Genomic DNA, 20,458 nt, shown 5'->3' on the forward strand with positions numbered 1-20,458 from the left:
GCGGGAGGCAGAGAAAAAATGGCTAAGTACACTTGGGTCGAGAAAGACACATGCATCGCTTGTGGTGCTTGTGGCGCGACCGCCCCTGATATTTTTGATTACGATGATGAAGGTTTGGCAGAAGTGATCTATGAGAACGACGGCAACCACGGTAATGTAGTGATTCCGGACGACTTGTTCGATGACCTGCAGGATTCAGCTGACGGATGCCCTACAGATTCCATTAAGATTGCAGATGCACCTTTCAACAAAGAAGGCTAAGCTCCTGCCATCACATAAAGACATCTCCGGACCGCGATAAATGCGGCTTGAGGTGTCTTTTTTTGCATCCTCTGCCGATATAAAATAGAAGATAGATACGCATACATAACTATATAACCAAAAGCGGGAAGGATCGGAGGGGGACTTAAGGGTCGGCTGGAGCGAAAGCGGCCGGAGGTCAGAGGGGGTTCCCCGCAGTGACGACTGAGCTTAAAGTGGAGGCCAACATGAAGAATGCTCAGCATCTAAAAGCCTATGTACAGATGCATCCGGATAATAAGATGGCATGGTACTTGCTTGGTAAGGAATACTATAAGAACGGGCAGTATGGAAAAGCGAATTACTGTTATAATCAGGCCGGGGAAGTGTATGAGGCTTTTGAACGCAGCAAGGTACCGGCGGATATGCTGCAGCAGTATGAGGAAGGGCTGCTTGAATCGGCCAGGGAACGGCAGACTGCGAGGCTCAGGAAGCGCCGGGTGCTGCTGGCTCTAATGCTGCTGCTCTTGCTGCTTATTCCGGCTGCCGTAGCGCCGGGACTTCAGCCGGACAGTGCGGGCATAGCTGCACCGGTCGCGGCGGTATCAGCCGTGCTGCCGGAGACAGCCGAAGAGAGGCCGGTAAGTCCCCAAGAACCGGCAAGTCTGGATTTCACGGCGGTAGCGGCGGATGCTGCTGCGGGGGGCGGGGGCCTTGCAGCTATCCTGAAGTCGGCGAAGACGCCTTCCGCCACCGCACTGCTCGGTATGAAGCGCTCGGGCAAATGGCTGCTGTGGAAGAAAGGGCTGCCGTTGGAGGCCACCCTTGTTAAGAGCGGAGAAGGACGTATAGTCTATCAGTCCTATAATCCGGCAGCGTGCGCATGCCAGCCGCCGGATTCGGCGGAGCTTAAGCAGCAGGGGCTGAACTGGCAGAAGCAGCAGGAGGAGCTGGCTGTGCTCTGGAGTGCGCTGCGTGCGTACAAGAACAGCAAGGGAGCTTATCCCGAAGCGGTACAGGAATTAGTGAAGCCGTTCCCGGCGAACGTGCTGGGCGGCATCACCCCGCTGATGAAGGAAGCCTTCGCACCTCTGAGAGCAGCCGCACGAGGAGAGGCGCCGCTGCTCTCAGCATCACCGCAGCCGTCTGGCGGCCAAGATGAAGGTACTCCGGGGCAAGAGCAGACGGGCGGCGGACGTCCGGCGGCGGGGCCGGGGGAGAAGCTTTTTTTCAAAGAACCGCTTGCTATTATTGTTGATAAGCAAAACCACCGTCTGGCGGTCACCAGCGGCAATGTGATTGTGCGGAATTATGCTGTGGGACTCGGTGGGGATAAGACTCCTGAAGGGGAGTTCGCCATTAAGGATAAGGTTGTGAACCCGAACGGGCGCGATAACGGGGAGTTCGGCAGCCGCGGCATGCAGCTCTCGGACAGTAATTATGCGATTCACGGGACGAATGAGCCGGATAGTATCGGCAAGGATGAGTCGCTGGGGTGTATCCGGATGAGCCGGAAGGATGTGGAGGAGCTGTTCGCGATGGTGCCGATGGGCACGAAGGTTCAGATCAGTCAAGGGGTTCTGCCTGAGGAGCTGGTCGTACCGGAGGAACGTTTCCCTTCAGATTCGCCCCGTAATCAGACCAACCCCCATAAAGTATACCATTGGCTGAACTAATTCCCGACAAAGACAAATAAAACGGCGATAAGCGCAATCAGAAGTACCAGACTGGCGCCGATCCACAGAATGGCTTTGCGGTTCACTTCTTCTTTTTTCTGCTGGAGTGTGGGAGGCTTACGTTTTGTTGACATTAGGTCACCCTTCTTTCTCTCTTAGTCTGTGATAACCCTTACATGTGAGGATTGGCGGCGGTGCATGGAACTTGTACCCGCTCCTCTATTCTAGTCTGGATGAAAAGACAAGTCTAGCTGCAATCTCTTACGGCAGGGACTTGACGGCCGAGGCCTTAGTCTATACAGAGGAATACCGGCTGGAGTATTATAAGGAAGGTTTTATGCTGGAGCGTGAAGGACACAGAAGCAGGAGTGATGCTGTTGTGGCAAGTATTTGAATACGGAATTGGCGGCGGCGTCAAGGAAGTGCGGCAGGGCGGGGACAATCGCTACGGCAAAAAACTTTTCTTTTCCACCGGAAACGGATAAAATTAAGAAGAAACCTATAGATACGGGAGTCGTTATGTCAATTGTGGTTCCCTTGAAGGAGCGAGAACGGTGCTGTATCGACATTTTGGTAAACCAATTTTCTTTAAAATGGACCCGGAGACTGCGCATCATCTCGTCATCGGCGGACTGAATAAAGCAGATCTAGTTCCCGGCGGGAGCGCGGCCATGCGCCTGATGTACGGGGTTCCTGAGACGGCTGACCTTGCGGTGGACCTGTTCGGGGTACATTTTCCGACGCCTGTGGGCTTAGCGGCAGGACTGGATAAGAATGCGGAAGCGGTAGGAGGCTTCTCTTCGATCGGCTTCGGATTTATGGAGGTAGGCACGGTAACTCCGGTAGGCCAGCCCGGCAATGACAGTCCCCGGCTGTTCCGGCTGTTGCCTGACAAGGCGCTAATTAACCGGATGGGCTTCAATAATGAAGGCGCGGAGGCCATGGCTGAACGCCTCAAGAAGCTGAAGAAACGCAGAATTCCGGTGGCGGTCAATATCGGACGCAACAAGGCCACCCCGAACGAGTTGGCGCATGAGGATTACCGCAAGTGTATCCGTACGCTGTATCCGTACGGTGATTTTTTTGTGGTCAACATCAGCTCGCCGAATACCCCGGATCTCCGGAGTCTTCAGCATGGCAGCGAGCTCTCAAACCTGCTTAGCGAGGTTAAGGAAGAGATGGAGCTGCAGCGGGAGAAGACGGGCATCAAGAAGGGGCTGCTGGTCAAGATCGCTCCTGATGTCAGTGACGCTGAGCTGGAATATATGGTACATACCCTCACGGAAGCCCGAATGGACGGCGTGATTGCCACCAATACGACCCTCTCCCGTGAAGGGCTGCGGAGCGATAAAGCCGGTGAGACGGGCGGGCTGAGCGGCCAGCCGCTGCGTGACCGTTCCACGGAGATTATCCGCAGAATTTATAGCCAGACCGGCGGCAAGCTGCCGATTATCGGGTCGGGCGGGATTTTTACAGCCCAGGATGCTTACGATAAAATACGGGCGGGCGCCAGTCTGGTCGAAATTTATACAGCACTCATCTATGAAGGGCCGGAGGTTAACCGTAGAGTGCATGCCGGACTACGGCAGCTGCTGCGGCGGGATGGCTTCCAGAGGCTCCTTGATGCGGTAGGCGCTGATCATCACTGAAGGATGAATGGACAGGAGGACAAGGCGATGGACGTCAGGGACTGGGGAACTTTTCTGCTTCCTTATGAACAAACGGTGGAGGAATTGAAGGTTAAATTCAAGACGATGCGCTCCGAACTCAAGAAAAGGGAAGAATATACGCCGATTGAATTCGTTACCGGCCGTGTGAAGCGGCTGTCTAGCATCCTTGAGAAGGCCAAACGGTTGAACGTAAAAATGGAGGATCTGGAAACGGGCATTGAGGATATCGCCGGCATACGCATTATGTGCCAGTTCGTCGAGGATATCCGCAGAGTGGCGGAATACATCCGGGCCCGCAAGGACCTTGAAGTGCTATATGAGAAGGACTACATTACCAATTATAAGGAGAGCGGCTACCGCAGCTTCCATATGATCATCCGCTATCCGGTACAGACTGCGCTGGGTCAAAAGATTGTATTGGCAGAAATTCAAATTCGTACGCTGGCGATGAACTTCTGGGCAACCATTGAGCATTCGCTGAATTATAAATATCGGGAGAGTCTGCCCGATGAAATGCGGGTGCGCCTGAAGACGGCAGCAGAAGCGGCTTCCATTCTGGACAGCGAGATGTCGAGCATCCGGGAAGAGATTCTGGAGGCCCAGAAGACCTTCGAGGAGAACTCGAACATGACGACCCAACTGCTGAAGGCCATCCACCAGCTGTATTTCTATCATCTTGTAAATGAAGCGATTGAGAGCCAGGAACGGTTCAATGCAATCTGGCAGGCTCAGGATATGGATGAGATGAAGGAACTGCTGGACCATGTGCGCGAGCTGCTCTCGAATGCCAAGAAGGGCAGCGAGCCGGATGGCTTATGAGCCGCTGTATCTGGCCTACCTCATCTACTTCAACCGGGACAGGGATTATTTCGAATGTCATGAGGTGCTTGAGGAATTATGGCTGGAAAAGCAGCGTGATCCGCTATACAAAGCTCTGCTGCAGGTGGCAGTCGGGCTGTACCATTTCCGTAATGCCAATGTGCGCGGCGGCCTGATTCTGCTGAAGCAGTCCCATGAAGTACTGGGCAGATATCCGGCGGTGACGCTGGGTATTGATCTGGCGAAGCTGGTCCGGGAAGCGGGAGCGTATGTTGCCCGTCTGGAAGCTTACAGCGATCAGCCCTTTGATTATTATGATCTGACGATAAGCATTGTAGACCCCGTGCTGGAGGAAGAGGTCAGGCTGGCGGCTGAGTCTACTCCGCCTGTGCTGCCCCAGCGGCGCGGGCCGCAGCAGCCGGACAGACCCAGGCATAGGCCGGATGGCGCTTGACCATAGTAAGGTTACCACAGGAGCACCCGCAGGGGTGTTCCTGATTATTTGAGCGGGAGGACGGCATCATGACGGCACAACTGCCCGGAGCTTTCGCGCAGCGTATGAACGAGCTGCTGGGACCGGAATATGAGCAATTTGTAGATACTTATCAGCAGTCACCTTACGGGGGAATCCGTGCCAATACACTGAAAATAACGGTGGACGGGCTGCGGGAGCGTTCCCCCTTCCCTCTGGAACCGATTCCCTGGTGCCCTTCGGGCTTCTATACCGGAGAGGGAGCCAGACCGGGCAAACACCCCTATTATCATGCCGGGCTGTACTATATTCAGGAGCCGAGTGCCATGGCCCCGGTTGAACTGCTGGACGTTCAGCCGGGGGACCGTGTGCTCGATCTGTGCGCAGCCCCGGGCGGCAAGTCTACCCAGATTGCCGCCAAGCTGCAAGGAGAAGGACTGCTGGTCTCGAATGACCTGCATCCTGAACGGACGAAGGCGCTCGCCAAGAATCTGGAGCTGTACGGCGTACGGAACGGCATTGTACTGAACGAAAGCCCTGAGCGGATTGCGGCGGCTTTTCCGGGATTCTTCGACCGGATTCTAATCGATGCCCCCTGCTCGGGAGAGGGCATGTTCCGCAAGGACGAGGATATGGTCAAGCAATGGGTGCCGGGCACACCGGACAAATACGCGGAGATGCAGCGGGAGATTCTGCGGGCCGCAGCTTCAGCGCTGAAGCCCGGCGGTACTATGGTGTATTCTACTTGCACGTTCGCTCTGGAGGAGAACGAGGAGATGATTGCCGGATTCCTGTCCGGGCATCCGCAGTTCTCGCTGGTTCCCGTAGGCGGAACCGGCCCGTTCGCTGCCGGACTCGGTCCATTGCCGGGTGCGGCGCGGCTGTGGCCGCATAAGGTCAAGGGGGAAGGGCATTTCATGGCGGTACTGCGCCATGACGGAAGTGGCGGAGTGGAGAGAGAGGCATTTGAGACCGGGGCAGCAGAGAATGATCTGAGAGAGAGAAGATTGTCCGCCGCGCCCCGGAGCAAGGCTACGAAAACAGACTTTCATAGTAAGGCAGTTCCCGGTAAGACAGATCACGGCCGGGGCGGCAAGGGAGGACGCGGATCTGGACACGGCTCCGGCTCTGGTAGAGCCGGAACGGGTCCAGGTCCGCAGTCACAGCGAACAGGCGGGGAAGCGATAGCGTTCGCGGTCTATGCGGACTTTATTCAAGAACTGCTGGGGACACAGCCGCCCGGACATGCCATATGGTTCGGCGACCATCTATATATCTCCCCGTTGCCGCGTGAAGCGCTGGACGGTCTGAAGACAGTTCGGCCGGGCTGGTATGTAGGGCAGATCAAGAGCGGCAGATTCGTGCCCGGTCATCCGCTCGCTACAGCACTGCGTCCTGAGGAATGCAGCCGCTCGGTATCGCTATCCAGCGCTAGCGGGGAAGCGGTGTCCTACCTGAAGGGGGAGACCTTGTCGATCCCCGCAGAGCGCCTGTCGATTAAGGAAGGACATGCTTACAAAGGCTATACGCTCGTCTGCATCGACGGCTTCAGCGCAGGCTGGGGCAAATGGCAGGACGGGTTGCTGAAGAACGAATATCCCGCAGGCTGGAGGTGGACTTAGAGTATGGCTACAGGAGGAAATGCGAATAAGAAGCAGCGGATTGATAAAGTGCTGTCCCACATGGGGATCGGCTCGCGCAGCGATATCCGCAAGCAGGCCAAGCAGGGCATGATCACAGTAAATGGAGCTGTCGTCAAAGATAGCGGGTTCCATGTAGACACTGAGCAGGACCGCATAGAGGTTGGCGGGGAGCCGGTCCTCTACCGGGAATTCATCTATCTGATGATGAATAAACCGCCGGGCGTATTATCCGCCACCGAGGATAAACGGGACCGCACGGTTCTGGATCTGCTGAAGCAGGAGCATGCGCTGTTCGAGCCGTTCCCGGTCGGGCGGCTGGATAAGGATACCGTGGGTCTTCTGCTGCTCACGAATGACGGCAAGCTGGCGCATGAGCTGCTGTCCCCGCGCAAGCATGTCCCCAAAACCTACGAGGCCACCGTCGAGGGTGAGGTCGATGCAGCGGATGTGGCTGCTTTTGCCGAGGGTGTGGAGTTGGAGGATGGTTATGTGACGCTGCCCGCGCAGCTTAGCATTCTGAGTAGAGAACGTGGCAGCCGCGTGCTGTCGTATATCTCGCTCACCATTACGGAAGGCAAATTCCATCAGGTGAAGCGGATGTTCGTGGCTGTCGGGAAGAAGGTAGTGTTCCTGAAACGGGTGTCGATGGGCGAACTGAAGCTGGACGAGACGCTGCCCGAGGGAGCCTGCCGGGAGCTCACGGCCCGTGAGCTGGAGCTGCTGAAGCATTAGTTGATAGTAAAGGCAGGACCCCGGCACGCCAGCATCTAAGACATTGACACACCAAGATAACAACGGCACCAACACACTAGATCCGCCTGACTGCCGGTAACGGACTCAGATGCGCTTATTGCGGAAAAAAGGCTGATTTTCACCTGCTAACGGACAGCATGGCCTTTATTGGCGGGGATTTGGCTTAATTTCAACCACTGGTGAGGAGATAAGTACACTGGGGTCCGTTAGCGCGGGGAAAGTACCCAACTTGGTGAAATAACGTCTTTGGAGTCCGTAAGCAGCAATAAGGGTGGGAGCATGAGCTTGCAAAGCGCAGGAGTAGTTTGTTGTGCGGTCACTTTTGGCAGGAGCTGAGCGGTTGAAGGATTTACATTACTTGTTGATCTAAATCGAAGCTTAGTTTATGGGAATTAGGTAAGCCTGGAGTAGCTTGACCTTAATGAGCTGCCAAAGAATGGTGAAGCAGGCAAACGCATAGCGATATACTATACAGAGATAGGGTGATGGGGTATGAAATACAAACTGATTGCACTGGATGTAGACGGAACGCTGTTGAATGATGATCATCAGCTCAGTGAAGAGAACAAAGCGGCGATTGCCGAGGTTACGCGTCAGGGCGGGCAGATTGTACTCTGCACAGGGCGCAGTCCGCAGAATTCGATTCCTTTTATGGAGGAGATGGGCTTGTCGGGCTATGTGCTGGGCCATAACGGAGCGGCTACGGTGAGTGTTAAGGACCGTAAGGTGCTGCACCAGTATGGACTGGACGCCAGAGGGCTGGACCCGTATATCGCTTATTGCCGCGAGCGTGATATCCATTTTGATGTGAACACTGCGTTCGAGATGTATGTGGACAATGTGGAGAACCTGACGAAGGAAGCCCACTTTATGTATGAGCATTTCCGTATTATGCCTGCATCCCTTCCCGCCTGGGAGGAGTTCCGCGAACCGATTGTGAAATTCACTGTGTTCACGCAGTCCGATATTCTGGATGAAGCGCAGCGGGAGTGGGCCACGTGGGGAGAGCAGTACAATATTCTGCGCAGCGGAGAGTTCTTCGTTGATTTGATGCACCCGGAATCCTCCAAAGGCAATGCCCTAAAGCACCTGGCAGCCGAGCTTGGCATCCCGCAAGAGCAGGTGCTGTCGATCGGCAACTATTATAATGATATCTCCATGCTGACATATGCCGGTCTGGGTGTGGCGATGGATAACTCTCCGGTGGAAGTCAAAGCAGCCGCAGATGTGATCACCGGCACCAATAATGCGAACGGCGTGCGCGATGCGCTGGTGAAGTATTGTTTGTCTTGATGATGCGAAAAGACGAAAAAGCAGCCTGCCCCCATAAAAGGGAGCGGGCTGCTTGAGGTCCGTGTGCTGTGCTGCTTATAGCAGAATTAGACGAACAACGAACGGGAAATGATTACGAGTAATATGAAGAGTACCAAAATCGCACCGGTTGATGTGAAGCCTGCACCTACACCCATGTCTGATTCCTCCCTTGATTCATGTCAGTTCCCATTTCCGCAGGTTGGTCCGGCGGACTGCCATGGGATAATGACATCATATGCGTAGGGAGGCTTCATGAACTGGTCAACTGCCTAAACCTCTTCAAGATGGGCTTTTAGAATCCGCAGACCCTTGGGCAAATGATTCTTGAGCTGGCCGGAGCTGGCTTTGCCCCAGCCTAGGGGCAAGCCGTCTACGGTTACCAGCGTCCAGCCATGCAGGCTTGGCGGAACCGGCAGACTCTCGCCGCGCAGCCAGGCCTGGATCTCCGGGCCGTCCGCAGGCATATCATAGCTGCGCGCCGCCTGATCCGGCCGGAGTGCCATGGCCAGGGCGTGGGCAGGCTCGATCCGGTTCTTTTTGAGATGGGCAATATGCAGTCCGGCACGCGGCACCTTGAGTCCGTCCAGTATCCCGGTGTGCAGCCGCTCACTGAACGCCTCAGGCAGCAGATACAGGGATTCACCGAAGAGAAGCGGCACGCCGTGTCCGGCGAATCCGGGCAGCTCTGCCGCCGACCAGCTAATGAACTGTTGATAGGCTTCCCTAAGCGTAGCACTTGTCTTCGGACCGTTACTGCCGCGTTCACCGCGCTTGCCTTTGCTTTTGCGTGAAGTAGATTCTGTCTGGTCGGTGGAAGCAGCCTTGTGCAGCAGGGCGACGAAATGCCCTTCGCCCCGCTCCAGATGCGGCCACAGCCGCTTCGTAACGATCAGCTCCATATCGGGGTAGGTCTGCACAAAGCGCTCCATCGTCTCCTCATTCTCCCGGCGGTTGAAGGTGCAGGTCGAATAGACCATATGGCCGCCAGGCTTCAGCAGCAGATAGGCATCCTGCAGAATATCCCACTGTCTGGCTACACAGATCTCCACATGCTTCGGTGACCATTCGTCAATCGCCGCAGGGTCTTTGCGGAACATCCCTTCACCGGAGCAAGGCGCGTCCAGCATAATGCGGTCGAACACCTCAGGGAATCTTTTGGAGAGATCACCGGGAGCTGCGGAGGTAACCAGCGTGTTGCTTATGCCGAGCCGCTCGACGTTTTCTGCCAGGATTTTGGCCCGCTCCGGGTGGATTTCATTGGAGATGAGCAGCCCTTGCCCCTGCATCAGTGCGGCGATATGGGTGGTTTTGCCGCCGGGAGCGGCCGCCAGGTCGAGAACGATCTCTCCGGGAAGCGGCTTCAGCAGCTCGGCTGCGGACATTGCGGAGGGCTCCTGAATATAATATAGTCCGGCGGTATGATAAGGATGTCTTCCCGGCCGGGCAGGGTCTTCATAATAGAATCCGGCCGGGCACCAGGGGATTTGTGACAGGTTAAATTGGGAGAGGGCATGTTCTGCTGCGGCGCGGCCCGGCTCTGAACTGCTTTTTAGCGTATTGAACCGCAGACCCTGGGTCCGCCGTGCCAGATAGCTCTCCAGAAAAGCATCCGCCGTATCCCCCAGCATCTCTCTAATGTTAGCGGTGTAAGCGGCAGGCAATCGTTCTTCATTCATAAATCACTCTCCTTGGTCCAAGTTCAAGATAAGTAAAGCTGTCATCTTAGTTGCTGTTTCGGGTGGATACCGATAAAATTAAGGCAGGGAACCTTAGCGTACCTGTAACAGTACCCGTAATTGTACATATACACAACTATATCACAATTGCCGGTCTTCACCGTAAATAGGTCAATTGTAAAGGGAGATGTACCTATATGAACTTGCTGCAAGCGCTATTCTTCCCGCCGGAGCAGCCCGGTGGTGTATCTTCTATGATTCCTTATCTGCAGGAACGCTTCCGGTCCAGCCGCTGGGAGATGGATTTGTTCTGGCTGCCCAAGCGCATCCGGGGCAAGGGACGCGAAGACATCGTCTTCGAGACCTTCGACTGGACAGTGTACGGCGAAAGTCCGGTTGTGCAAAAATACATTCAGACCTACCGGGATTACATTTGGTGGACCAAGCTGCGCATGAGCAAAAATTATGATCTGATCCATGCCCATCATCCGATTGCGGGGCTGGCGATGAAGCGGATTTATCCTGACATTCCCTTGATTCAGACGCTGCACTCCAGCTATGAGCGTGAATTGATTCTGAACGGGTTGATCCGCGAGGGGGGGCTTGAGCATCAGTTCCTGGTCGCCATTTATCGGGAGCTGGAGCATGTGAGTGACCGGCTGATGACGGTTTCGCGTGCTTTTGCCGATTATATGAGTCCTTATATTGAGCGGCCTGACAGCATCGGAGTGATCCCGAACGGATTCGACGAGAAGCGGTTCAAGCCTGTCCCGCATGAGAATGACATTCCGCAGCTGGTCACGGTTACCCGTCTGGTGCCGGCCAAAGGCATCGATATTCTGTTCAAGGCCTGTGCCGAGCTGAAGAAGCGGGGGCATGAATATGTGCTGCATATCATCGGGGACGGACCGAGCCGGTCGGAGCTGGAGCAGCTTGCGCAGGAGCTGGGGATATATAATGAGACTATTTTTTACGGCTATACGCTGCATCCTGAGGAATTCATGCCGTTCTTCGATATCTTCGTATTGCCTTCGCGGGCGGAGGCGTTCGGTTCGGTATTTGCTGAGGCTGCGCTGAGCTGTCTGGCGCTGGTCGGGACGAATGTGGGCGGCATTCCTGAGCAGATTGAGAACGGGGTGAACGGGCTGCTGGTGAATCCGGAGGATGCGCTGGGACTGGCAGATGCCCTGGAAAAAGTAATCACTGACCCCGGCTACCGCTATGAGCTGTCTCGCTCGGCTTGGGATAAAGCAAAGAGCCTCTACTCCCTGACCCGTGTAGCCAATGAGCTGAAGAAAACCTATCTGCAGTTCCAGCCGGGGATGAAGGGGTGAGGCTATGATTCCTTTTCGTTTCCTGCATGCTGCGGATCTGCATCTGGACAGCCGGTTTGCCGGTCTGTCCCATCTCCCGCAGGATATTCGCTCCTATCTCCGGGAGTCCACCTTCGCCGCCCTCGGGCGGCTTGTTGGCGTAGCCACCCTGCAAAAGGTAGATTTCGTGGTTATTAGCGGCGACGTCTACGATGTCTCGGATGCTTCGCTTCAGGGGCAGCTCCGGTTCCGGGAGGCCCTGGAGGAACTCGGACGCCACGGGATTCAGGTATTCCTGATCCATGGTAATCATGATCCGCTGGACGGCCCGCGTCTTAGTTCGGCACCGCCTGCGCATGTTACGGTATTCGGCGGCAGTGAGCCGGAGCGCGTTACCGCCCGCCGCCGGGAAGACGGGCGGGAGGTAGCTGTGGTCAGCGGCATCTCCTACCCGACCTCCAAAGTGACAGAGAATACAGCTCTGCGCTTCAGCCGCCAGCCGGGCAGCAGCCTATTCCATATCGCCCTGCTGCATGGCAATGTGGACGGGGATCTCCAGCATGAGACGTACTCCCCGTGTACCCGGAAGGATCTGATCGGCAGGGGCTATGACTATTGGGCGCTCGGGCATATTCATAAGCGGAGTATTCTGCATGAGCATCCGCCTATCGTCTATCCGGGTAATATTCAGGGAAGAAGTATTAAGGAGACCGGGCCAAAGGGCTGTTATACGGTTGATGTCAGTGCAGAGGGTGCAGTCCGGCTGGATTTTCAGGAACTGGATAGTGTGCGCTGGCAGGTCCGCGAGCTCTCTATTGATGGGCTTTCTGACGAGGCCGAGTGGACCCTCGCGGTAGAGAATGCAGTGGAGGATATCCGCAGAGAGACCCCGCAGATGATGTCTGTGGTCAGATTCCGCCTGACCGGGCGGGGCGATATACATAAGGTACTGGCTGAGAAGGGGGCGGCGGACGACCTCCTCACTGAGCTGCAGCGGCGGGAAACTGTACGTGCAGTGCGCAAGGAATATGCGGGCTTGGTCTGGACGGAAGGCTTCTCCATCGAAACGGGACTTGCTGTTGACCGTGAGCACTTGCTTCTGGAGGACAGCTTCCTGGGTGAAATGCTGCGGCTTGCCGGACACAGTAGCGGGAATGCCGCAGAGTTGGACGAGCTGGTCGCTGCTGCGCTGAGGCCGCTGATGGAGAATCAGGAGCTGCGCAGACTGCTTGTATCCGTAGGAGCCGAAGAGAAGCAGGAATGGCTGAGAGGTGCAGTAGAGCTGGGAATCACCCTGCTGAGCGGACTGGAAGAGTCCGGCGGGACGCCGCTGAATGCTGCGGAAGAAGGCAAGGCGTATTCTGCTGCGGCTACAGAAGATGGCGATGGACAGCATGGCCGGGAGGTAGAGGAATGAAGATCGATTCATTGCGGATAGGCGGCTACGGAAGGCTGGCTCAGCGGGAGATCGGACTGAGTGAAGGGGTCACGGTTCTGTTCGGACGCAACGAGGCTGGTAAAAGCACGACCCTGCAGTTCATCCGTGCCATGCTGTACGGCATCCCCGGCCGGGGGAATCCGGCAGAACGGTACGAGCCGCTGCAAGGGGGGACGCACGGCGGGGTGCTGGAGGCAAGGGACGAGACCGGCGCAGTATGGACCATCCGCCGGTATGCATCCGGCGGCGCGGGGCCGGGCAGAGCAGAGAAGCTGCATATTGCGCTCAGCCATCCGGATGGCCGTTCGGAGGAGCTGAATCAGGCGGAGCTGGAGCGGCGTCTGCTTGGCGGCATCTCCCGGAGCATGTTCCGCCAGCTGTTCGCTGTCTCGCTTGACGAGCTGCAGGAGCTGGGTTCCTTGCAGTCCGGAGAAATGAGCAGCTACCTGTTCCATGCAGGGATGGGCGGGGGCGGGGAGATTTTGCGGGCTGAGAAGCGCCTGGTCCAGGAGGCCGAGAAGCTCTACAAGCCGCGCGGCAAGGTCCAGGAGGCGGCCAGGATTCTACAGTCTATCGGGAAGCTGGAGCAGGAGGTAGCGGAGAGCCGCTCTTATCTGCCGAGATATAACGGGAACATCCTGGGGCTGGAAGCTGCGGAGCAGCAGCTGGAGCAGATGAAGCTGGACCGCGAGCTCGCCGGAGCAAAGCTGATGAAGCTGCGCAAGACTCAGGACATTCGGGAGCTGTGGCTGAAATGGAGCGAAGGCCGGCTGGAGCTGGAGGAGCTTCCCGTAATTGCAGCGTTCCCTGATGATGGAGCAGAGCGCTGGAGGTCACTGGAAGCTGATCTGCGCAGCTTGCATGGCGCTGCGTTCCGGCTGGAGCGGCTTACGGCGGAGCTTACCGCAGAGCTTGCGGCGAATCCGCCCGATCCTCTGCTTGCGGAGCAGGGGCCTGCGCTCGAAGCGCTTGACCGCAGCCGCAGCAGCTATGAGGACAAGCGGGCGGAGCAGCAGCGGCTTGCCGCGGAGCTGACGGCTCTGCGGGAGCAGCTGGAACGCCTGCTGCGCAGCATTGGCGCCGGCTGGGATACCGCAGAGCTTGCGGGCTTCACCCCGGCCGCCGCGGACCGGGAGGCCGCGCGGCGTTACGCCGGCTCCTTTGCCGGGTACGACCGGCAAATGGAGACCCGGGGCGCGGAGCTGCTGAGCCTCCGCGCCCGCAAGGCCGCCGCCGCTGCTGCGCTGCAGGCGGCCGAGCGCCTGCTGGCGCAGGAGCACGCCAGCGGCGCAGCGGACTTCGCGGGCCTTGCTGCGCGCAGCCCGCGTGAACTGGTGCAGCTCTGGGACGAGCTGCAGCAGGCCGCCGAGCGCTGGCGCGAAGCGCAGCTCGGCCCGGAAGGCGGCGCGTCAGCCCCGCGCCGCCAGGGCACCGCCGGGGGCAGCCGCCCCGGCGCGAACGGGCGCCGGGCGGCACGCTACCGGCGCTTCCTGCAGGCGGGCGCAGCGCTTACGCTGCTGCTGCCGCCTGCGCTGTGGCTGACCGGCGCACCGCCGGTCAGCGCGTTGTCCGCGCTAGGCCTGCTGGCCGCCGCGGACCTGTGGCTCTGGGCCGCCCTGCGCGCAGCGGGGGCGGCGGTTTCCCCGCCGGAGCCGGGCGGCGGGGAGGCGGGCAAGGCCGCAGCGGAAATGCTGCGGCTGCGCGGGCAGTTGCTCTCCGGCGCGGAGCGGGAGAGCGGCAAGGCGTCCAGCCCTGACGCAGGCGGACTGGAGGCCGGGATGCGCGAGCTGCGCCGGCTGATGGAGGCCTGGGGCACCTGGCGCCAGCGCGTAGACCGGCAGGCGGCTGAGGTTGAGGCCTGCCGGACGGAGCTGGAGCAGCTGAGCGGACAGGAGCAGGTGCTGACCGGCGAGCTGGAGGAAGCGGAGGCCCGCTTCACAGAGCTGGCGGCGCGCTACGAAGAATGGCTGCGTCAGCGGAGACTCCCCGAAGGCCTGTCCCCGGACGGTCTGCCGGATATCTTCGCCCTGGCAGAGCAGGGCCATGAGCTGCTGCGCCAGGAGGCCAAATGGTCTGCTCGGCTGAGCGGACTGGCGGCAGAATGTGCGCTCTATGAGCAGGAAGGGCTGAAGCTGCTTGCAGCTACGGGGACCGGACAGCCAGGTTCGATTCCCTTTGTAGCTGTCCAACAGACACCACCCGCTCAGTCTACTGATCAGCACCGACTACCCGCTACCGAGTCTACTGTCCAGCAATCACTACCCGCTACGGAGCCTGCTGCCCACCCCACACCCCCTACTCCACCCGCTCCCCATCACCCCACCCCAGCCGCCCTATTAACCTGGCTGGAGCTGCGGAAGCGGGAGTGGGATCAGCTGAAGGCTGAGCTGCTGCGCAGAGAGAGTGTGGAGGCGCGGCTGGCTGAAGTCCGCGAGGAGCTGGCAGCGAATCACAGGGAGCAGGCAGAACTGAACCTGCGGTGCTCGAAGCTGCTGGAGGAAGGCGGTGCTGAGGACGGTGAGCAGTTCCTGCGCCGTTCCTCTGCGTGGCTGAGACGGATAGAGGTTACGCGGTCCGTGCGTCAAGCTGAGCTGGCGATGTTCAGCGGATGGGATGACGAAGGCCGGGCGGAGCTGCTGAGTCTGCTGGAGCATCTGGATGCCGGGCGGCTTGCACAGGAGCGTCAGGCTGCGGAAGAAGCGGCGGCCGAGCTTGAAGAGGAGCGGAGCGCACTGCTTGAGCAGCGCGGCAAGCTGCTGCAGGAACGGGAAGCATTAACGAAGCGCGGCAAGGAAGATTCTGCGCTCCAGCAGCTGGAGGAGCAGCGGGCGGCACTGCGTAATCTGGCCGGGCAATATGCGGTAACAGCGCTGGCCGCCGAGCTGATGGGGCGGACACGCCGGATCTATGAGCAGGAGAAGCAGCCCCAGGTGCTGCAGCTGGCCTCCGTGTATTTCTCGAAGCTCACGCATGGGGAATACCGCCGGATCGTGATGACGCTGGGGCATAAAGAGTTGAAGGCTGAACATAAGGATGCCGGACTGCTGGATAGCGGGCTGCTCAGCCGGGGAACTGCGGAGCAGCTGTATCTGGCGATCCGGCTGGCACTGGCAGAAACGATGAGCAGCAAGGTGAATCTGCCGCTGTTCTTCGATGATCTGTTCGTTAACTTTGATGAACACCGGCTTCACGCGGCTCTGGCTCTGCTTGGCGAGCTGTCGGCTTCCCGGCAGATCGTCATGATGACCTGCCACCGTCATGTCGCCGAAGCCGTGGCGGGCATCATCCCTGCGGCAGCAGTTATTTCCGTGTAGTCCGGATCGCAGGCTTGATGCTGACAATCGTGATCCCCTGCTTTTTGCCGCCCGCTCCTCCTGCTGGGGGCTTGCCCTGTTCTGGCGGGGGAGACATGGGGGAGCGCACCAGCATGACCACCCATATCAGACACAGCGCGCCGAAGATCGGGTAGAAGATGCCCAGCAGCGAGCTGAAGCCGAATTGGCTGAACACATAGCAGATCAGCATCAGCAGCGGAGCGACCAGCGCAGGGGCGACCGGGAGCCGCTGCTGGAGCTGTACGCTTACCCCGTAGATACCCGCGACGAAGGTGCTGAAGATTTCCATGAAGATCAGCAGCAGAAAAATCATCTGCACCACCGGACCCAGCCGGATGGCGATGCTTCCCATCGGAATCTCGAACTGCAGGATGCCCGGCATCTGCGAGCTCATGGCAAAATGGGCTGCCAGCAGCATGAACCCGATGCCCGCTCCGCCCAAAATACCGCCGCGCACTAGAGCGCGTTCGTCATCCGTATGACGGGCCAGCGGAACCAGCACAGCCTGGGCCATGCCAAGATTGAACGAGGTGTAGAGCAGCGGAGAAATCCAGGCGTTGATGCCGCTGTGATCAGTTGGCAGGAAGAGGAAACGGTCGGCTCCCGGAACGCCCAGCGTATTACAGACAAGGATCAGCGACAAAGTAAGCATCAGGGGCACCACCAGGCTGTTGATCTGCAGAATGCCGGAAATGCCGCGCTTCAGCAGCAAGTAAGATCCGATGATAGTCAGAAGCAGCCCCGCCTGATAGGGGAGGCCGAGATGCTCCTTGAAGATCGCCCCGGCGCCAGCCAGCATGATGCTGTTCACCCCGATCAGAATAATCATTGTGAACAGGCTGATGATGGTTCCGGCCTTTGCTCCGAACAGGTGGCGGTTGAAATCCTCATACGAATCCGCAGAGATTTTCCGGGCGATGATCATCATTTTGGTGCCCAGCCAGATAAAGAGAGCGGCAGAGAATAGAATCGTCAGCAGCGCCCAGTGGCCGTATCTGGTGAAAAAACGGAGGATTTCCTGGCCGGTGGCGAATCCGGCGCCGACAATAGTGCCGATATAAGTGAAAGCGATCTGTAATGTGCGGACATGTGACTTCATGCTTAGCCTCCTTATGAATGCTGCGAAGTTTACAATCGCGGGGCCTGCAAGGATATAGCCTTGTGTAGTCCGCATAGTACAGGTTATGATGAGGAACAGAGGGACATGACTTCCGCCTGGACGAACAGGTGCGATTTCGGTGGAACGTCTATAAAGGGTAATGGAGGTTTACAATTATGGAATTATTGAAACAGCGGATTTTGGAGGAAGGCGTAGTTGTCTCGGATCAGGTGCTGAAGCTGGACGGGCTGCTCAACCACCAGGTCGATCCGATGCTGACGATGGAAATGGGACGGGAATTTGCCCGCAGATTTGCTGAGGCTGGAGTTACTCGCGTAGTGACTGTGGAATCCTCGGGGATTGCCGTGGCATTTGCCACCGCTTATGAGATGAAGGTGCCGCTGGTGTTTGCCCGCCGCAAAAAAACGCTGTTGGCTGATCCAGACGCACTCTGCGAACGGGTTCCATCTTTTACCAAAGGGATTGTTACGGACATTATGCTGTCCCGACAGTTCATCTCGGAGGATGACAAAATCCTCTTCATCGACGATATTATCGCCAACGGCGACGCGGCCCGCGGCCTGATTAAGATTATCCAGCGTTCAGGAGCCGAGCTGGTGGGCCTTGGCATAGTGGTCGAAAAAAGCTTCCAGGCCGGCGCGCGCACGATCCGGGAACAGGGAATCCGTCTGGAATCCCTTGTTGATATTACCTCCCTTAATGACGGGACCATCGTTTTTGGATAAGGTGTAAGTGAAAATAATAGGAACATAGCCTATTTTTGAAACATCTGCTTTCCACCCTATAAGTTTTCCTTTATAATAAAATTAGACATGAGAGGGGAGGCGTCACAATGGGGAAAGAACCGGTGACAGAGCAATTTTTCATTGATAAGCTAACCGAGGCTAAGGATCACTTCGAACGTGCGCTGGATTGCAAACACACGGAGTTCGACGATTTGTATCCCTATATGATCGAACATCCTCAGTTTTTCTGGTACAAACGTTATGTTGCTTGGTCAGAGCTGTTGACAATCACAAGTTTGTGTGAAGAGCTGTCGTTCAATTGGAGACAGACATTCACAGAGCATCAGATCGAATATCTGGAACAACGTGTGATGTCCGCTAAAGTTCTTGACTTCTGGTTTGAGAAGAATGAAGCGCTGATATAGGAACTTCATAAGACATACAGATTGCTTTTGAAAGATAACTAGACCCGGATGATTCTCATTTGGGTCTTTTTCATGACCGGATTCAGAGTTGAATTGGACAAGCTAAGCACAGAGAGGGGAGCAAGACGACTATGATCAGTGATGAACAACTGGATGCCTACCGGATCTCAGGAGAAAAGATACGCGTTGTACGGGATGGACTGGAGAGCAATGATATCAGGGGGATCGTGCTGGCCTGGGATGAGTCCCAGGTGATGATCCGCCGACCCAATAAGCGGGTGGTGAAGCTGGACCGGAATTATCTGTATCAGCCGTTCAGTGAGCCAAGACCAGAGACGGATACTGCGGAGTAAGCGGATTAGGAGGGAACAATGAGCCATCATCATAAAATATCGGTCGTCACCGGAGGCGCGGGCGGAATCGGGCGCTGCCTCACCGAGGCATTACTGAAGGCCGGGGCAGTGGTTGCCTGCATCGATACGGATTCAGCAGCCGGACGCTGGCTGGAGGAGCAGTATGGCACAGAGCGGCTGTTCTTCTATACAGGCGATATTGTGCAGCAGCCCGTGCTGGATGATTTCACCGCACAGGTAATCAGCCGCTACGGACAGGTGGATTACCTGATTAACAATGCCTGTATCAGCCGTAAAGGGCTGCAGTCCGAGTGCAGCTATGAGGATTTCGAATATGTGCAGCGAATCGGGGTGACTGCGCCATATTATTTGACACTGCGGCTTAAGGAATATTTCGCTCCGGGAGCGTCCATCGTTAATATCTCCTCCAGCCGGGAGCGGATGTCGCAGCCGGATACCGAGAGCTATACTGCGGCCAAAGGCGGAATCGGTGCATTGACCCACGCCCTTAGTGTAAGTCTGGCCGGTAAAGTGCGGGTGAATGCGATCAGCCCGGGCTGGATTGATACCACCGCTTATCACGGTACAGGGGAATCGGCGGAACCGGTTCAAACAGAGCCGGACCGGCTGCAGCATCCTGCGGGACGGGTCGGAACTCCAGCGGATATTGCAGCCATGGTGCTGTTCCTGTGCAGCGAAGCTGCGGGATTCATTACGGGCGAGAATATTACCATCGATGGCGGGATGAGCAAGCAGATGATCTACCACGGAGACGAGGGCTGGTCCTACCACCCTGGAGGGCAATCATGAAGCTGCCGGTTATAAAGAATGCCGGGGAACTGGCCGAACTGGTGCGGGAGATCGGGTATCTGCCCTTGTTCCGTTGTGAGATCGCAGGCTTCTCTCTGGAGGAATGTACGCCTGCGGGCTACTGGTTCGTGAAGGATGTAGTGGGGCCGTGGGAATGGCGCGAGGAGATTGCGGCCGGGGGCGAGATAGCTTATGCAAAGCTATTCAACCGGAAGGCCGGGTTCATCAGCAGAGAATGGTATCCGGACTTCGCCAATTACCGCCGGGACGGTTATGACTTCGATGCCAGATATGATGACGGACTGGCCTCCATGGCCAGCAAACGAATCATGGATGTGCTGCTGGAGCATGAGGCAGGGCTGCTTTCCAGTGATCTCAAAGGCCTGTCCGGCTTCGCGGTCAAAGGTGCCAAGGGCTTCGACACAGCCATGACGCTGCTCCAGATGCAGACCTACATTACAGCCAGCAAATTCGAGTATAAGCAGGACAAGCATGGCCGTCCCTACGGCTGGGGAATCGGTCGTTATGCCGTGAGCGAGCATGTATTCGGAGCAGACTATGTGACTTCACGTTACAGCGATCAGCCTGAGGAATCCAAGGAGCGGATTATGGAGCATACGGCCAAGCTGTTCCCGGAGGCAGGATCGAAGCAGCTGGAGAAGGTTCTAAAGTAAGG

The 20,458-nt window shown here is 57.2% G+C and carries 21 protein-coding genes; 17 read left to right on the forward strand and 4 right to left on the reverse strand.

The genetic code is table 11. The features are described from left to right. The first annotated feature begins 18 nt into the window (after window positions 1-18). Together NST43_RS09575 and NST43_RS09580 are read left to right on the forward strand one after the other, a co-directional pair. On the forward strand, window positions 19-261 hold the full coding sequence (locus tag NST43_RS09575) for a ferredoxin (protein ID WP_036702186.1): 243 nt from the start codon (window positions 19-21) through the stop codon (window positions 259-261). A gap of 197 nt (window positions 262-458) precedes the next feature. Further along, entirely contained in the window at window positions 459-1,916 is a 1,458-nt protein-coding gene (locus tag NST43_RS09580) for a L,D-transpeptidase family protein (protein ID WP_339224036.1), read from the forward strand. Here NST43_RS09580 and NST43_RS09585 read toward each other — a convergent pair. Beyond that, the gene (locus tag NST43_RS09585; RefSeq protein ID WP_209990946.1) at window positions 1,913-2,050 is read right to left on the reverse strand and encodes a hypothetical protein; all 138 of its coding nucleotides are present in this window, start codon (window positions 2,048-2,050) and stop codon (window positions 1,913-1,915) included. The genes NST43_RS09580 and NST43_RS09585 overlap by 4 nt on opposite strands. Window positions 2,051-2,263: 213 nt before the next feature. Between NST43_RS09585 and NST43_RS09590 the strand changes: the two genes are divergently transcribed. From NST43_RS09590 to NST43_RS09620, 7 genes are all read left to right on the forward strand, one after another. Continuing rightward, the gene (locus tag NST43_RS09590; protein ID WP_339224039.1) at window positions 2,264-2,401 is read left to right on the forward strand and encodes a hypothetical protein; all 138 of its coding nucleotides are present in this window, start codon (window positions 2,264-2,266) and stop codon (window positions 2,399-2,401) included. A 69-nt stretch (window positions 2,402-2,470) separates the two neighbouring features. Continuing rightward, on the forward strand, window positions 2,471-3,565 hold the full coding sequence (locus NST43_RS09595) for a quinone-dependent dihydroorotate dehydrogenase (RefSeq protein ID WP_209990942.1): 1,095 nt from the start codon (window positions 2,471-2,473) through the stop codon (window positions 3,563-3,565). Window positions 3,566-3,592: 27 nt separating this feature from the next. After that, complete coding sequence (locus NST43_RS09600) at window positions 3,593-4,405, forward strand: GTP pyrophosphokinase family protein (protein WP_209991205.1); 813 nt, start codon at window positions 3,593-3,595, stop codon at window positions 4,403-4,405. Beyond that, on the forward strand, window positions 4,371-4,859 hold the full coding sequence (locus tag NST43_RS09605) for a DUF309 domain-containing protein (protein WP_339224041.1): 489 nt from the start codon (window positions 4,371-4,373) through the stop codon (window positions 4,857-4,859). Before NST43_RS09600 ends, NST43_RS09605 begins: the two co-directional genes overlap by 35 nt. A gap of 68 nt (window positions 4,860-4,927) precedes the next feature. After that, window positions 4,928-6,499 carry an RsmB/NOP family class I SAM-dependent RNA methyltransferase gene (locus tag NST43_RS09610; RefSeq protein ID WP_339224042.1) on the forward strand — a complete coding sequence of 524 codons (1,572 nt, stop codon included), beginning with the start codon at window positions 4,928-4,930 and terminating at the stop codon, window positions 6,497-6,499. A gap of 3 nt (window positions 6,500-6,502) precedes the next feature. Beyond that, window positions 6,503-7,252: a pseudouridine synthase gene (locus tag NST43_RS09615; protein WP_339224044.1), complete on the forward strand. Its 750-nt coding sequence runs from the start codon at window positions 6,503-6,505 to the stop codon at window positions 7,250-7,252. Window positions 7,253-7,765: 513 nt separating this feature from the next. After that, a complete protein-coding gene (locus NST43_RS09620) occupies window positions 7,766-8,566 on the forward strand; it encodes a Cof-type HAD-IIB family hydrolase (RefSeq protein WP_339224046.1) in 801 nt (266 codons plus the stop codon). A gap of 86 nt (window positions 8,567-8,652) precedes the next feature. On the opposite strand, the gene NST43_RS09625 is transcribed toward NST43_RS09620, so the two are convergent. After that, entirely contained in the window at window positions 8,653-8,742 is a 90-nt protein-coding gene (locus NST43_RS09625; protein ID WP_173137744.1) for a sporulation protein YjcZ, read from the reverse strand. A 114-nt stretch (window positions 8,743-8,856) separates the two neighbouring features. Then, window positions 8,857-10,263 (reverse strand): RsmB/NOP family class I SAM-dependent RNA methyltransferase, encoded by a 1,407-nt coding sequence (locus NST43_RS09630; RefSeq protein ID WP_339224049.1) that lies wholly within the window; start codon window positions 10,261-10,263, stop codon window positions 8,857-8,859. A gap of 197 nt (window positions 10,264-10,460) precedes the next feature. Here NST43_RS09630 and NST43_RS09635 point away from each other — a divergent pair, with 197 nt between their 5' ends. From NST43_RS09635 to NST43_RS09645, 3 genes are read left to right on the forward strand one after another with little or no spacing between them, the layout of a single operon-like run. Continuing rightward, the gene (locus NST43_RS09635; RefSeq protein WP_209990933.1) at window positions 10,461-11,597 is read left to right on the forward strand and encodes a glycosyltransferase family 4 protein; all 1,137 of its coding nucleotides are present in this window, start codon (window positions 10,461-10,463) and stop codon (window positions 11,595-11,597) included. A 4-nt stretch (window positions 11,598-11,601) separates the two neighbouring features. Continuing rightward, on the forward strand, window positions 11,602-12,993 hold the full coding sequence (locus NST43_RS09640; RefSeq protein ID WP_339224051.1) for a DNA repair exonuclease: 1,392 nt from the start codon (window positions 11,602-11,604) through the stop codon (window positions 12,991-12,993). After that, window positions 12,990-16,328, forward strand: coding sequence for an AAA family ATPase (locus NST43_RS09645; protein WP_339224053.1), 3,339 nt, complete (start codon window positions 12,990-12,992; stop codon window positions 16,326-16,328). The genes NST43_RS09640 and NST43_RS09645 overlap by 4 nt, the downstream gene beginning before the upstream one ends. Here NST43_RS09645 and NST43_RS09650 read toward each other — a convergent pair. After that, on the reverse strand, window positions 16,315-17,448 hold the full coding sequence (locus tag NST43_RS09650) for a hypothetical protein (RefSeq protein WP_339224055.1): 1,134 nt from the start codon (window positions 17,446-17,448) through the stop codon (window positions 16,315-16,317). The genes NST43_RS09645 and NST43_RS09650 overlap by 14 nt on opposite strands. Window positions 17,449-17,624: 176 nt before the next feature. Between NST43_RS09650 and NST43_RS09655 the strand changes: the two genes are divergently transcribed. The 5 genes from NST43_RS09655 to NST43_RS09675 all read left to right on the forward strand — a co-directional run bounded on the left by NST43_RS09655 (window position 17,625) and on the right by NST43_RS09675 (window position 20,456). Continuing rightward, window positions 17,625-18,194, forward strand: a complete 570-nt coding sequence (locus NST43_RS09655; protein ID WP_036695682.1) for a xanthine phosphoribosyltransferase — start codon at window positions 17,625-17,627, stop codon at window positions 18,192-18,194. A gap of 107 nt (window positions 18,195-18,301) precedes the next feature. Beyond that, window positions 18,302-18,619 carry a hypothetical protein gene (locus NST43_RS09660; protein WP_209990925.1) on the forward strand — a complete coding sequence of 106 codons (318 nt, stop codon included), beginning with the start codon at window positions 18,302-18,304 and terminating at the stop codon, window positions 18,617-18,619. A gap of 131 nt (window positions 18,620-18,750) precedes the next feature. Then, on the forward strand, window positions 18,751-18,972 hold the full coding sequence (locus tag NST43_RS09665) for a hypothetical protein (protein ID WP_209990923.1): 222 nt from the start codon (window positions 18,751-18,753) through the stop codon (window positions 18,970-18,972). An 18-nt stretch (window positions 18,973-18,990) separates the two neighbouring features. Further along, on the forward strand, window positions 18,991-19,782 hold the full coding sequence (locus tag NST43_RS09670) for an SDR family oxidoreductase (RefSeq protein WP_339224057.1): 792 nt from the start codon (window positions 18,991-18,993) through the stop codon (window positions 19,780-19,782). Next, a complete protein-coding gene (locus tag NST43_RS09675; protein ID WP_339224059.1) occupies window positions 19,779-20,456 on the forward strand; it encodes a hypothetical protein in 678 nt (225 codons plus the stop codon). The genes NST43_RS09670 and NST43_RS09675 overlap by 4 nt, the downstream gene beginning before the upstream one ends. Window positions 20,457-20,458 lie beyond the last annotated feature (2 nt).

The organism is Paenibacillus sp. FSL H8-0332, from assembly GCF_037963835.1.
Lineage (GTDB): Bacteria > Bacillota > Bacilli > Paenibacillales > Paenibacillaceae > Paenibacillus_AQ > Paenibacillus_AQ rhizoplanae.